Annotated in this window: 9 protein-coding genes; 6 read left to right on the top strand and 3 right to left on the bottom strand. The window is 66.1% G+C overall.

Annotation, left to right across the window (positions count from 1 at the left end; all coding sequences use genetic code 11):
* From HA052_RS25770 to HA052_RS25750, 5 genes are all read left to right on the top strand, one after another.
* Positions 1-1,267 (top strand): glycosyltransferase (locus HA052_RS25770; RefSeq protein WP_206119058.1); only part of this gene is annotated, 1,267 nt, incomplete at its 5' end.
* Positions 1,268-1,382: 115 nt separating this feature from the next.
* The gene (locus tag HA052_RS25765) at positions 1,383-2,636 is read left to right on the top strand and encodes an MdtA/MuxA family multidrug efflux RND transporter periplasmic adaptor subunit (protein WP_346774592.1); all 1,254 of its coding nucleotides are present in this window, start codon (positions 1,383-1,385) and stop codon (positions 2,634-2,636) included.
* 15 nt (positions 2,637-2,651) lie between these two features.
* A complete protein-coding gene (locus tag HA052_RS25760; RefSeq protein ID WP_166454225.1) occupies positions 2,652-5,753 on the top strand; it encodes an MdtB/MuxB family multidrug efflux RND transporter permease subunit in 3,102 nt (1,033 codons plus the stop codon).
* Complete coding sequence (locus HA052_RS25755) at positions 5,750-8,848, top strand: multidrug efflux RND transporter permease subunit (protein ID WP_166454224.1); 3,099 nt, start codon at positions 5,750-5,752, stop codon at positions 8,846-8,848. Before HA052_RS25760 ends, HA052_RS25755 begins: the two co-directional genes overlap by 4 nt.
* Positions 8,849-8,853: 5 nt before the next feature.
* Positions 8,854-10,392, top strand: coding sequence for an efflux transporter outer membrane subunit (locus tag HA052_RS25750; protein ID WP_166454223.1), 1,539 nt, complete (start codon positions 8,854-8,856; stop codon positions 10,390-10,392).
* Between the two features lie 118 nt (positions 10,393-10,510).
* Here HA052_RS25750 and HA052_RS25745 read toward each other — a convergent pair whose 3' ends face one another.
* The 3 genes from HA052_RS25745 to HA052_RS25735 all read right to left on the bottom strand — a co-directional run bounded on the left by HA052_RS25745 (position 10,511) and on the right by HA052_RS25735 (position 12,752).
* On the bottom strand, positions 10,511-10,771 hold the full coding sequence (locus HA052_RS25745) for a hypothetical protein (RefSeq protein ID WP_019099882.1): 261 nt from the start codon (positions 10,769-10,771) through the stop codon (positions 10,511-10,513).
* Between the two features lie 511 nt (positions 10,772-11,282).
* Positions 11,283-12,287, bottom strand: coding sequence for a protein kinase family protein (locus tag HA052_RS25740; RefSeq protein WP_166454222.1), 1,005 nt, complete (start codon positions 12,285-12,287; stop codon positions 11,283-11,285).
* 54 nt (positions 12,288-12,341) lie between these two features.
* Positions 12,342-12,752, bottom strand: coding sequence for a CesT family type III secretion system chaperone (locus tag HA052_RS25735; protein ID WP_081544576.1), 411 nt, complete (start codon positions 12,750-12,752; stop codon positions 12,342-12,344).
* 270 nt (positions 12,753-13,022) lie between these two features.
* On the opposite strand from HA052_RS25735, the gene blaCRH reads away from it, so the two are divergent.
* Entirely contained in the window at positions 13,023-13,895 is an 873-nt protein-coding gene (blaCRH, locus tag HA052_RS25730; RefSeq protein ID WP_166454221.1) for a CRH family carbapenem-hydrolyzing class A beta-lactamase, read from the top strand.
* Positions 13,896-14,336: the final 441 nt, after the last annotated feature.

Here is a 14,336-nt window from a genome sequence, read left to right as displayed (position 1 = left end):
CCCAAGAGCCGCCATGAACCCACGCAAGCAGAAAATCCTCTTCGTCGGCGAGGCCGTCACCCTGGCCCATGTCGGCCGCCCCTATACGCTGGCCGCCGCGCTGCCCGCCTCGGACTACGACATCCATCTGGCCGCCGCGCCGCGCTTCGACTATCTCTACCAACGCGAGGACATCCATTACCACCCGCTAATCACCAAGAGCTGCGAAGACTTTCTTCACGCCGTGGACAACGGCAAGGCCCTGTACCGCCGCGAGGAAATCATCGCCTACGCCGAGGAAGAATTGCGCCTGATAGAACGCCTGGACCCGGACATCATCGTCGGCGACTTCCGCCACTCGCTGGGCATCAGCGCCGCGCTCTCCGGCAAACCGCTGATCAACCTGATCAACGCTTACTGGAGCCCCCACCGCCGGCCCGAGCCGCTGCCGGTGCCGGAGCTGGCCAAGATCAATCTGCACCGCCTGCCCGTGATGACGCCGCTGATGCGCTGGATCACCCCGCTGGCCACCCGCCTGCTGGCGCGCTCGCTCAACCGCGCCCGCGCCCATTACGGCCTGGCCCCGTTCGCCAATTGCTTCGAAGCCTGGAGCCACGGCGATCAAGTGCTGTACTACGATTCGCCGGAGCTGGTGCCGCTGGGCCCGTTGCCCACTCACCACCACTACCTGGGCCCGGTCACCTGGTCGCCGGGCGGCCCGCTGCCGGACTGGTGGCCACAACTGCAAGACCGCCCCACCGTCTACCTGTCGCTGGGTTCCTCCGGCAATCTGGCCCTGCTGCCCACCCTGATAGATCAACTGCTGGGCGAAGGGCTGCAAGTCATCGCCAGCACCGGCCGCCGCCAGCGGCTGCCGCAGCGCTCCGGCCTGTTCAGCGCCGACTTCCTGCCCGGCGAGGCCGCCGCCGCCCGTGCGGACCTGGTGATTTGCAACGGCGGCAGCCCCACCAGCTACCAGGCGCTGCAACAAGGCCGCCCGGTGATCGGCATCCCGTCCAATATGGACCAGCTGCTGGCGATGCGGCATATCGAAGCCTACGGCGCCGGCGTCACGCTGCGCCGCCACCACATCGAAACCGGCCGGCTGCCGCCTCTGTTGCGGCGCATGCTGTCCAAACCCTCCTATCGCCAGCGAGCGCAGCAACTGGCCTGGCATTTCGCCGCCACCCGGCCGCACCATACATTTCGTCAGGTCTTGCAACAATTCGACATACAATCGCCGGCGCAAGCAAAGCCCGGTTCAAACAAGGAGCGCATAATGCCGTAAGCATCGACCCTCGGCCTGCTGCGGCGCCCCTCACCGCCCACCCATGCCGGCGGTCGCCTTTGAACGATCCGGAGCGGCCCTCGCCGCTCCAAGGCCGCACTCCTGGAGCCCCGCCGTGCCCCAATCCGCCGCGTCTCGCCGCCCGTTTTACCGTTCCCCGCTGTGCTGGGGCCTTGTCGTCGCGCTCGCGCTGGGCGGCGGCTGGTGGTGGCGGCAACACGCGGCCGCGGACGCCGCGGGCCAACGCCGCGCCGCGCCGCCGGCGGCCGTGGGCGTGACCACCGCGCAACGGCAGAACGTCCCCTTGCAGATCAGCGCGCTGGGCACCGTCAACTCCACTTACACCGTCACCGTACGCAGCCGCGTGGACGGCCAACTGGACAAACTGCATTTCGAAGAAGGCCAGCCGGTCAAACAAGGCCAGTTGCTGGCGGAATTGGACCCGCGGCCTTTCCAGGCCGCGTTGGCCCAGACCGAAGGCCAGTTGCTGCGCGATCAGGCGCTGCTGCAAAACGCCCAGTTGGATCTGAACCGCTACCGCCAACTACTGGAACAGAATTCCATCGCCAAACAGCAGGTGGACACCCAGGCGGCGCTGGTGCGCCAGTACCAGGGCACGGTCAAGCTGGACCAGGGCGCGGTGGACAACGCCCGGCTGCAGCTCAGCTACAGCCGCGTCACCGCGCCGGTGTCCGGCCGCGCCGGCCTGCGCCAGGTGGACCCGGGCAACATCGTCCACGCCAGCGACGCCAACGGCCTGGTGGTTATCACCCAGACACAGCCCATCAACGTGCTGTTCTCGGTGCCGGAAGTCAGCCTGGGGCCGGTATTGCGGGCCAGCCGCGCCAAGCCCGGCCTCGCGGTGGAAGCCTGGGACCGCGACAACCGCAACAAGCTGGCCGACGGCAAATTGCTGGCCATAGACAACCAGCTCAACACCAGCACCGGCACCGTCAACCTCAAGGCCCGCTTCGCCAACGCCGACGAGGCACTGTTCCCCAATCAATTCGTCAATGTGCGCCTGAGCCTGGGCGAACAGGAAAACGCCGTCACCGTGCCGGCCGCCGCGGTGCAGCTGGGCAAGGCGGGCAGCTATGTCTATACCGTCAACGCCGACAGCAGCGTCAGCCTGAACAAGATCAGCGCCGGCGCGCGCGTCGGCGACATCGTCATCGTCGAGCAAGGCCTGCAGCCCGGCCAGCGCGTGGTGGTGGACGGCCTGGACAAGCTGCGCGACGGCGCCAAGGTCACCGTGGTGGACCGCGCCGCGCAAAACAGCCAGGCCGCCCAGGCCACTGGCAAAAACGGACGCCACAAACGCGACGGCAGCGGCGCGGCCGGCAAACGCCGCGCCTCGGCGGCGCAATAAGCGCGGAGAAACGGCATGAATCCCTCGCGCCTGTTCATTTTGCGGCCGGTGGCCACCACCTTGCTGATGGTGGCCATCCTACTCACCGGCTTAGCCGCCTGGCGCATGCTGGCGGTGTCCGCCCTGCCGGAGGTGGACTACCCCACCATCCAGGTGGTCACCCAATACCCGGGCGCCAGCCCGGAAGTGATCACCTCCTCCATCACCGCTCCGCTGGAACGCCAGTTTGGCCAGATGCCCGGCTTGTCGCAGATGTCGTCAACCAGCTCCGGCGGGGCCTCGGTGATCACACTGCAGTTCGGCCTGGAGCTCAGCCTGGACGTGGCCGAACAAGAAGTGCAGGCGGCCATCAACGCCGCCGGCAACCTATTGCCGTCCGACCTGCCCAATCCGCCGGTGTACAGCAAGGTCAACCCGGCGGACACCCCCATCATGACCATCGCCGTCACCTCGCCCACTCTGCAACTGACCAAACTGGAAGATCTGGTCGACACCCGGCTGGCGCAGAAGCTGTCGCAAGTGCCCGGCGTGGGCCTGGTCAGCATCAGCGGCGGCCAGCGCCCGGCAGTGCGCATCCAGACCAATCCGCGCCAACTGGCCTCTCTGGGCCTGACGCTGGAAGACGTGCGCACGGCCATCGCCAGCGCCAACGTCAACCAGGCCAAGGGCAGCTTCGACGGCCCGCACCAAGCCTCCACCATAGACGGCAACGACCAGCTCAAATCCGCCGACGAATACCGCGGCGTCGTCATCGCCTACCGCAACGGCGCGCCTATCCGCCTCTCCGACGTGGCCCAAGTGGTGGATTCAGCGGAAAACACCCGCTTGGCCGCCTGGGCCGGCGCCACCCCCGCCATCATTCTCAATGTGCAGCGCCAGCCCGGCGCCAACGTGATCCAGGTGGCGGACCGCATCAAAAACCTGCTGCCGCAACTAAGCGACGCCCTGCCCGGCGCGGTGGACGTCAAGGTGCTGAGCGACCGCACCGTGACCATACGCGCCTCGGTGGCGGACGTGGAATTCGAACTGATGCTGGCCATCGCCCTGGTGGTGATGGTGATCTTCCTGTTTCTGCGCAATGTGCCGGCCACCCTCATCCCCGCGGTGGCGGTGCCGCTGTCCCTGGTGGGCACCTTCGGCGTGATGTACCTGGCCGGCTTCTCCATCAACAACCTCACCTTGATGGCGCTGACCATCGCCACCGGCTTCGTCGTGGACGACGCCATCGTGATGATAGAAAACATCGCGCGTTACATCGAAGACGGCGAAACGCCGATGGCCGCGGCGCTGAAAGGCTCCAAGCAGATAGGCTTCACCATCATCTCGCTGACCATCTCGCTGATCGCCGTGCTGATTCCGCTGCTGTTCATGGGCGACGTGGTGGGTCGGCTGTTCCGCGAATTCGCCGTCACCCTGGCGGTGTCCATCCTGATCTCGGCTTTCATCTCGCTGACGCTGACGCCGATGATGTGCGCGCGCCTGCTCAAACACGTGCCGGAAGACAAGCAAGGCCGCTTCTACCACGCCAGCGGCCGCTTCTTCGACCGGGTGATCGCCCACTACGGCCGCATGCTCAGCTGGGTGCTGGAGCGGCAGACGCTAACCCTGCTGGTGGCGCTGGCCACCGTGGCGCTGACCGCCGCGCTCTATCTGGCCATGCCCAAAGGCTTCTTTCCGCTGCAAGACACCGGCGCCATCCAGGGCGTCAGCGAAGCCTCGCAGTCCATCTCCTTCAGCGCCATGGCGCGCAAGCAGGAAGCACTGGCGCAGCAACTGCTCAAAGACCCGGCGGTGGACAGCTTGTCCTCCTTCATCGGCGTGGACGGCAACAACGCCGCGCTCAACAACGGCCGGCTGCTGATCAACCTCAAACCCAAGGAACAGCGCGACGACATCCGCACCGTGCTGACCCGGCTGCAGAGCCAGGCCAACGCGGTGCCGGGCATGGCGCTCTATCTGCAACCGGTGCAGGACCTGACCATAGATTCCCGCGTCAGCCGCACCCAGTACCAGTTCACGCTGCAAGCCACCAGCGCCGAGGACCTGTCCGCCTGGACGCCCAAACTGGTGGAGAAGCTGCGCCGGCTGCCGCAGCTGGCCGACGTGGCCGGAGACTTGCAGGACCAAGGCCTGCAAGCCTATGTCAACATCAACCGCGACGCCGCCGCGCGCCTGGGCGTCAGCACCGCCGCCATCGACAACGCGCTCTACGACGCCTTCGGCCAACGGCTGATCTCCACCATTTTCACCCAGACCAATCAATACCGCGTGGTGCTGGAAGTAGACCCGCAGCACCAGCAAGACCCGCTGTCGCTGAAAAGCCTGTATGTGCCCACCGCCAACGGCGGGCCGGTGCCACTGGACGCGGTGGCCAGCATAGAGGAGCGCCCCGCCGCGCTCGCCATCAACCACCTGGGGCAATTCCCCACTGCCACCGTGTCCTTCAACCTGGCCCCCGGGGCCTCGCTGGGCGCGGCGGTGGACGCCATCCGCCAGGCCGAGGCCGAGCTGGGCCTGCCGGCCAGCATAGACACCAAGTTCCAGGGCGCGGCGCTGGCCTTCCAGGCCTCGCTGTCCAACACCCTGTGGCTGATCCTGGCCGCCATCGTCACCATGTACATCGTGCTGGGCGTGCTGTACGAAAGCTATATTCATCCCATCACGATTCTCTCCACCCTGCCCTCGGCAGGCATCGGCGCGTTGCTGGCCCTGCTCTTGTCCGGCAACGATCTATCGGTGATCGCCATCATCGGCATCATTCTGTTGATCGGCATCGTCAAGAAAAACGCCATCATGATGATAGATTTCGCGCTGGAGGCCGAGCGCGAACACGACATGAGCCCGCGCGACGCCATCTACCAGGCCTGCCTGCTGCGCTTCCGCCCCATCCTGATGACCACGCTGGCCGCGCTGCTGGGCGCGCTGCCGCTGATGCTGGGCGGCGGCATGGGTTCCGAGCTGCGCCAGCCGCTGGGCGTGGCCATGGTGGGCGGCCTGCTGCTCAGCCAGGTGCTGACCCTGTTCACCACTCCGGTGATCTACCTGGCCTTTGACCGGCTGGCGCGCCGCCTCCGCCGCAAGGCCAAGCCGGCACTGAGCGCCGAGGGCGAGGCATGATCCCCTCCGCCCCCTTCATCCGCCGCCCAGTGGCCACCACCTTGCTGACCCTGGCCATCCTGCTGGCCGGCTTGCTGGCCTTCAAGCGGCTGCCGGTGTCGCCGCTGCCGCAAGTGGATTTCCCCACCATCTCCGTCAGCGCGCGCCTGCCCGGCGCCAGCCCGGAGACCATGGCCGCCACCGTGGCCACCCCACTGGAACGGGCACTGGGCCGCATCGCCGGCGTCACGGAAATGACCTCGTCCAGCTCCCTGGGCTCCACCCGCGTCACCTTGCAGTTTGAGCTGGACCGCGACATCGACGGCGCCGCGCGCGACGTGCAGGCCGCCATCAACGCCGCGCGCTCCCTGCTGCCCACCGGCATGCCGTCCAACCCCACCTACCGCAAGGTCAACCCCGCCGACGCGCCCATCATGATCATCGCGCTGACCTCGGACAGCCTGAGCCGCGGCCAGATGTACGACGCCGCCGACACCATACTCGGCCAGAAGCTGGCCCAGGTGGAGGGCATAGGCGACGTCAACGTGGGCGGCGGCGCGCAGCCGGCGGTGCGGGTGGAATTGAACCCGCGCCAGCTCAACCACTACGGCATCGGCATGGAAACCGTGCGCGGCGCCATCGCCGGCACCAACGCCAACCGGCCCAAGGGCTTTCTGGAAAACGACGAGCGCCACTGGCAGGTGCAGGCCAACGACCAGGCCACCAAGGCCAGCGACTACCTGCCGTTGATCGTCAGCTACAAAGACGGCGCCGCGGTGCGCATCGCCGACGTGGCCGAGGTCAAGGACTCCGTGGTGGACCTGCGCAACGCCGGCCTCCTGGGGCAGCAGCCGGCGGTGATGCTGATGCTGTTCCGCCAACCTGGCGCCAACATCATCGAAACCATAGACCGGGTCAAGGCGCTGCTGCCGCAGCTGCAAGCCTCCATCCCCGCCGCCATCAACATGCAAGTGGTGATGGACCGCAGCCCCACCATCCGCGCCTCGCTGCAGGAAGTGGAGCGTTCGCTGCTGATCTCGGTGGCCCTAGTGATCCTGGTGGTCTTCCTATTCCTGCGCAACGGCCGCGCCACCGCCATTCCCGCCATCACCGTGCCGGTATCGCTGGTGGGCGCCTTCGCCGTGATGTACCTGGCCGGCTTCTCTCTCAACAACCTCAGCCTGATGGCGCTGACCATCGCTACCGGCTTCGTCGTCGACGACACCATCGTGGTGCTGGAAAACATCGCCCGCCACATCGAAGACGGCATGAAACCGATGCAGGCCGCCTTGCGCGGCGCGCGCGAAGTCGGCTTCACCGTGCTGTCCATGAGCGTCTCGCTGATCGCCGTCTTCATTCCCATCCTGCTGATGGGCGGCGTGATCGGCCGGCTGTTCCGCGAATTCGCCGTCACCCTGTCCGTGGCCATCCTGGTGTCCCTGCTGGTCTCGCTGACCACCACGCCCATGCTCTGCGCGCGCTGGCTCAAACCACGCGAAGAACGGCCTCCCGGCCGGCTGTTTCAATGGAGCGAGCGCGTCTTCGACGCCATGCTGGACGGCTACCGCCGCAGCCTGGACTGGGCCTTGCGCCACGGCCCGCTGATGATGCTGATCCTGGCCGCCACCATAGGCCTCAACGTCTACCTCTACCTGGCGGTGCCCAAGGGTTTCTTCCCGCAGCAGGACACCGGGCGGCTCAACGGCATGATACGCGCGGACCAGAACATCTCCTTCCAGGCCATGCAGCAAAAGCTGCAGCGCTTCATCACCGTGGTGGGCCGGGACCCGGCGGTGGACGCCGTGCTGGGTTTCACCGGCGGCGGCCAACGCAATAGCGCCAATATGTTCGTCAGCCTCAAGCCGCTGAGCCAACGCGGAGAAAGCTCAGACCAAGTCATTGCCCGGCTGCGCAAAACCCTGGCGCGCGAACCCGGCGCCCAGCTCTTTTTGCAGGCGGTGCAGGACATCCGCATCGGCGGCCGTTCCAGCAACGCCCAGTACCAATACACCCTGCAAGGCGATGATCTGGCCGAACTGCGCGAATGGACGCCCAAGGTGCAGCAAGCGCTGATGAAGCTGCCCATGCTGGCCGACGTCAACACCGACCAGGAAGTCAAAGGCCTGCAAACCACCCTGGTCTTCGACCGCGACGCCATGGCGCGGCTGGGCCTGACCCAGGCCCAGGTGGACGCCGCGCTCAACGACGCCTTCGGCCAGCGCCAGGTATCCACCATCTACAACGCGCTCAACCAATACCGCGTGGTGATGGAAGTGGCGCCGCAATACTGGCAAGGCCCGGACGGCCTGGACAGCATCTTCCTGCAAACGCCGGGCGGCCAGCCCACCCCGCTGTCCGCCGTCGCCCGCTGGGCGCCCGGCAACACCGCGCTGTCGGTCAACCACCAAAGCCAGTTCGCCGCCGCCACCGTCTCCTTCAATCTGCCGCCGGGCGCCGCGCTGTCCGACGCCACCGACGCCATCAACCAGGCGCTGGCCGGCGTCGGCCTGCCCAGCAGCATTCACGGCAGCTTCCAGGGCAGCGCCAAAACTTTCCAGGCCTCGCTGGACAGCCAGCCGCTGCTGATTCTGGCCGCGCTGATCGCCGTCTACATCGTGCTGGGCATGCTGTATGAAAGCGTGGTGCACCCGGTCACCATCCTCTCCACCCTGCCCTCGGCCGGCGTCGGCGCGCTGCTGGCCATCATCGCCACCGGCGGCGAATTCAACGTCATCGCGCTGATAGGCGTGCTGCTGCTGATCGGCATCGTCAAAAAGAACGCCATCATGATGATAGACTTCGCGCTCAGCGCCGAACGCGAACAAGGACAAACGCCGGAACAGGCGATACGCCAGGCCTGCCTGCTGCGCTTCCGCCCCATCATGATGACCACGCTGGCCGCGCTGTTCGGCGCGTTGCCGCTGGCCCTGGGCCGCGGCGACGGCGCCGAGCTGCGCACCCCGCTGGGCATCTCCATCGTGGGCGGCCTGCTGCTCAGCCAGCTGCTGACCCTGTACACCACCCCCGTCGTTTACCTGTATCTGGACCGCTTCCGGCTGTGGTGCCGCCGCTGGCGGCCCGCGCGCGCCGCGCTGAACCGCGGAGCCGAGGAATGAAACCCATGAAAACACAAAGCCTTGCGCTGGCCTGCGCGCTGCTGTTGGCCGGCTGCGCGCTGGGCCCGGACTACGCCAAGCCCAAGCTGGACCTGCCGGCCGCGTATAAAGAAGGGGGCTCCGAAGAACCGTCGCGAGCCGATCGAGAGCAAGGCGCACCGCGCGTAGCGACCGAGATAGTACAAACAGTACAGCGAGGGAGCGAGCACGGAGCAACGCAGCTATCGGACGGCGCAGCAGGTTTTTCGCGGCCCCCGGAGGACGGCCGCTGGAAAAGCGCCCAACCGCAGGATGCCCTTCCCCGCGGCGACTGGTGGCGTATCTACCAAGACCCGCGGCTGGACCAGTTGATGGACACCCTGAACCGGCAAAGCCCCGGCATCGCCCAGGCCGAAGCGCAATACCGCCAAGCCCAGGCGCTGCTGAAACAGGCCGAAGCCGGGCTGTTCCCCAGCCTGGGCCTCAACGCCGGCCAAAGCCGCGGCGTCAGTTCCCCCGGCCAGGCCACGTCCACCAGCTACAACCTAAGCGCCAACGCCAGCTGGGAGCTGGACCTGTGGGGCGGCCTGCGCCGCTCCGTGGAAGCCGGCTCCGCCAAAGCCCAAGCCAGCGCCGCGCAACTGGCGGCGATACGCCTCAGCACCCAGGCGCAGCTGGCCACCGCCTATCTGCAGATCACCGTAGCCGACCTGCAACTGCGGCAACTGCAGGCCAATGAACAAGCGCTGGCGGAAACGCTGAAGCTGACCCGCAATCAATACCAGGCCGGCATTGTTTCCGACGCCAACGTGGCCCAGGCCGAAAGCCAATGGCAAAGCGCCCAGGCGCAACGGGCGGACAAACAGCTGACCCGCGCCCAGCTGGAACATGCCATCGCCGCCGCGCTGGGACAAGCGCCGGCCAGCTTCAGCCTGCCGGCGGCCAGCGCCGAACCGCGCTTGCCCAGTATCCCCGCCGGCCTGCCCTCGCAATTGCTGGAGCGCCGCCCGGACATCGCCGCGGCGGAACGCGCGGTGGTGCAGGCCAACGCCGAAATCGGCGTGGCCCAGGCCGCCTTCTTCCCCACCCTCACCCTGTCCGCCAGCGGCGGCTACCGCGGCGCCAGCTTCGCCGACTGGGTCAGCCTGCCCAACCGCGTCTGGTCGCTGGGCCCGGCGCTGGCGCTCAGCCTGTTCGACGCCGGCCTGCGCAGCGCCCAGAAAGAACAAACCATCGCCGCCTACGACGCCAGCGTGGCCGGCTACCGCCTGGCCGTGCTGTCCGCCTTCCAGAGCGTGGAAGACAATCTGGCCGCGCAAAGGCTGCTGGGCGAGGAAGCCGCCTCGCAACAGGCCGCGCTGGACGCCGCCCGGCGCGCGGAAACCATCGCGCTGAATCAATACCGCGCCGGCACCGTCAGCTACCTCAATGTGCTGAGCGCGCAAAGCGGCCGCATCAACGCGGAAACCACGCTGTGGAACGTGAAGAACCGGCAATACGCCGGCAGCGTGGCGCTGATCGCCGCGCTAGGCGGCGGCTGGCAGGATACAATGCCGGCCCCATAACGAGCGGCGGCGCCTAGGGTGGGAGGCACCCGCCAGCAGTTTCCGGGCGTCGCCTGCCCCGGCGCCGCCCCGTTCACCCTGGGCCGCGAGATTGCAAGAACCGCGAGCGTCCTCCCTCTCACCCCTCATCGCTCAAAGCCGTGGCCGCCTCCTCGCGAACATTGTCCAGCATGCCGTGGTAGTCCTCCATCGCCCAACGCACCAAGCGGCACAAGCCGGCAATGGGCTCGCCGTCCTCAGAGCCCAAGCTCACGCACAAGCGCTCCGCCGCCTCCACGGCGGGGATCACCAAGTCCAAAGCCTCCAGCCCCAGCTGGCTGGCGTCCAGCACGCGGCCCAGCAACTGCCGGCGCTCGTCTACCTCGCATAGGGCGTTCATAGCCGCGCCTCCTGTAGCCAGGACAACGGATCAAGGGAACAAGAAGGGGAAAAGAGAAAAAGGAAGAATCGCATCGCGGCCTCCAAGTCGTTTCCGGAGAGAAGGCCCGCTCGTGCAGCAGGTTTGAGCAGGCACGTGACAAGGGTAGAAGACCGGTTCGTTTGACCAAAGACCGGTAGCCCGAAGGCTCCCTGCCACGGCCCGCCCAGAATGGGCATGCATGGCAGCAGACGTGGAAGTGCCAAAGCGGACACCTCCTGTCTGCAGTCTAACGATTCTGGGCTTCTACTCCCGGCGCGGCGTGATTGGGCGCAGCGCGAGCCACAGGGTACTGAGCCGGGCAAGCAGCGTCAAGGCGCCGGCGTCTCGGGCGGAAAGAAAGCCAAACGGCGTGCTTCCCATGCGGAAGCACGCCGTTTCCACAGCCATCCATCAGACGGACGGGCGGAGGCTAACAAAACTCAGTTTTACGACCTAGGCAAGTCGGCGCAACGCAGGATCAGGGGTTTTGTTAGCGGGTCTTATTGAACCAGCCCGCCATCTGCAGCTTCTTGACGTTGACATTGCGCGCCGGGCTGTCCTTGCCCAACACCTGATCGAACTCGCGCATCGCCGCCAGATAATCGCCCTTCAAAGGCTCCGGCACAAAGCGATAGCCTCCCTTGACGTAGTCATGCACGATCTCGCTCATCACGCTGCGGCACACCGCGCCGCGCTCGCCCGTCTTGAACATCAGGCCGAAATCCACCGGCACCACCTTGCCGCCCTCGGTTTTGACGAAATTGGCCGAAGACGGGTCCCCCATCATGAAGCCCAGGCGGAACAACTCGCCCACCGCGCCCTTCACCTCCTCCGTGGTGGGCGTCGAACCGGCGATAAAGGGCATCGCCAGCGTATCGCCCTGCATCCGCGCCTCCGGCAAGGCCCGCTGGCTGGCCTTGAGATGGCTGTTGCACATCGCCAGCTCATGAGCGACGGCGCCCTTGTCCATCGCCTTGAAGGATTTGACCACCATATCGCCGGCCTGCTGCACTCGGCCGCGAGAGCCGGCGGCGCTGAAACCCTTGCCGGCGCCATCGGCCTCGGCGCGCGGCGCGGACGGCGGCGCAGCGGCCAATCTGGCCGGCGCGGCCTGAACCGGCCGTTTCTCCGCCACCGGAGCGGCCTCGTCGGCAAAACGCAAACGACGGGTGCGGCTAGCGGCAGCTGGCTCATCCGCCTGCGGCTCGGCGCGACGGCCATTGGAGAGGGTATTCAGGCTGGTGATCAGATCGACCAGGCGGAAACGGCGCGACCCCGACTCCGCCTGCTGCGGGTCCAGCTGGCGCAGAAACTCGCTGGCGCGTCGGGTCTGGTCCGGATGCAGCAAATAAGAACGGCCGGTGTACAACACCAAAGTGCCGTCCTTGCGCATGCCGATGCGCGCCTTGTCGGCGTTCACATCGGCGCAGCTCTCGCGCAAAGCCTGGGCGGAGTGCAGCCCGCGCATGGGAATATGGGTGGAAATGGTGGTCATGAAAGTCCTTTTCTTAGGAGATTGCCCATCAGGGCTTATAGGCGGAACAAGGGTTTAACAAACGACAAGTTCGTCCACCGCCGACAACAACTCTTCGGCGCAGACAATCACGGCGTCCAGGGCGGACGCCATCGACGGTAAATCGCAGCCCTGGCACGGCAACCGCAACCAGCAGCCCAACCGCTCATCCTGATCCAGGCTGACCACCGGCTGCCAGGCTTGAATCGCCAGCTGATTGCGGCGCAAGGCCTGCGCCAGCACGGCGGGACCGGGCGACGGCAAGGCATCGCCAAGGTCCGCCTGCATGAACCAGCTATCCTGATCGAGACAGACAAAATGGAGGGAGAAGCGCTGCTCCAACTGCAGACTGAGCACCTCCTGATCCGCGGCCAGTTCCGGCGCGTCAAAACCCAGGTGTTGCAACAGCTCCGCGACGCAGCGATGAAAAGCGATCAGGTCCGGCATGAAAATCCTACAAGCGAAATGGCGAATGCCGCTTTATACCCTGGCCCATCCGCCGCTCACTTCCAGAATTCGCCCAAACGCGCCGCCTGCGCCGATGTGAAGCGGCCGTCCTCCGAATGGCCGCGCGCCAGATTACGCCCGGCGGCGACACCTCGTTTCACCACCGCCGGCGCAAAAAGTTACAGACGTTACAGTTTGCGCGATTTACAGCCCAAGCCTTCGCCATCAGGATAGCGCCACACTCTCCCACCAGACAGAAGGACAAAAACCATGTTCAAGCATCTGATTTTATTCGCATCGCTGGCCGCGCCGCTAACCCAGGCCGTCGCCGCCGATCCGCTCGCCGTCGCCGCCGACAAGCTGGCCAAACTGGAACGCGACTTTGGCGGCAGCATTGGCGTCTACGCCATCGACACCGGCTCCGGCGCCACCGTGGCCAATCGTCCCAACGAACGCTTTCCCCTGTGCAGCTCCTTCAAAGGCTTTCTGGCGGCGGGGGTGCTGGCGCAGAGCCAAGCAAAACCGGGCCTGCTGGACAAACGCATCCGCTACAGCAAGACGGCTCTGCCTAATTGGTCCCCGATTACCACCAAACACCAGGCAAGCGGCATGACCGTGGCCGAACTCAACGCCGCCTCCGTGCAATACAGCGACAACGGCGCAGCCAATCTGCTGCTCGAGGAAATCAACGGCCCCGCCGCGCTGACCGCCTTCATGCGCTCCATCGGCGACGCCAGCTTCCGCCTGGACCGCCGGGAGCCGGAACTGAACTCCGCCATCCCCGGCGACCCGCGCGACACCTCCACCCCCAAGGCGGTGGCGGAGAGCATGCAAAAGCTGACGCTGGGCAAGGCGCTGCCGGAGCCGCAACGCCAACAGCTGGCGGACTGGCTGAAAGGCAACACCACCGGCAACGCCAGAATCCGCGCCGCAGTGCCGGCCGGCTGGGAAGTGGGCGACAAAACCGGCACCTGCGGCGTCTACGGCACCGCCAACGACTACGCGGTGATCTGGCCGCCCAAACGCGCGCCCATCGTGCTGACGGTTTACACCAAGCACGCCAAGAAAGAAGCCAAGCACAGCGACGAAGTGATCGCCGCCGCGGCGCGGGCGGCGCTGGAAGCGTTTAACGTGAAGAAATAAGGCGGGATAAGGCGCGGCCGAGGGGCCGCGCGGCTGGTAGCGGGCCATGACGTAGGTTCAAGCCCCGTCGGCGCAGGTTTCGCTGCGAAGCAATGCGAAACCCTTGCCTCCCCGCCACAAGCACGTGATAATCCGGCCGTGCTGTTTATAGCACCGGGATTAGCGTTCCGAAACACTATGGCGGACAGCCGCACATGCGGCATTTTTTGTCCGGACACACTATAGATGCGTCTGCTTTCAGGCGGGTCATGGTGGGAGCGTGCTTGCACGCGCCGGTTCCATAGTGCCGGTAACGCTAATCCTGCCATGTTCCCGGAGCCTGTCAGATTTTCTGTGTGCATGAGGTCATGAGATGATACCGAAAGGGACGCTACATGACCGTTGCAATGACCACCAAGAAACCCAAGAAACTCAAGGCACCCAAGCTCATTCCTGACGAAC

Origin of the sequence: Chromobacterium fluminis, assembly GCF_011602385.1 — a bacterium.
Classification (GTDB): domain Bacteria; phylum Pseudomonadota; class Gammaproteobacteria; order Burkholderiales; family Chromobacteriaceae; genus Chromobacterium; species Chromobacterium fluminis.
Note: the sequence above shows the minus strand (reverse complement) of the source record. Positions and strands in the feature narration are given on the sequence as shown.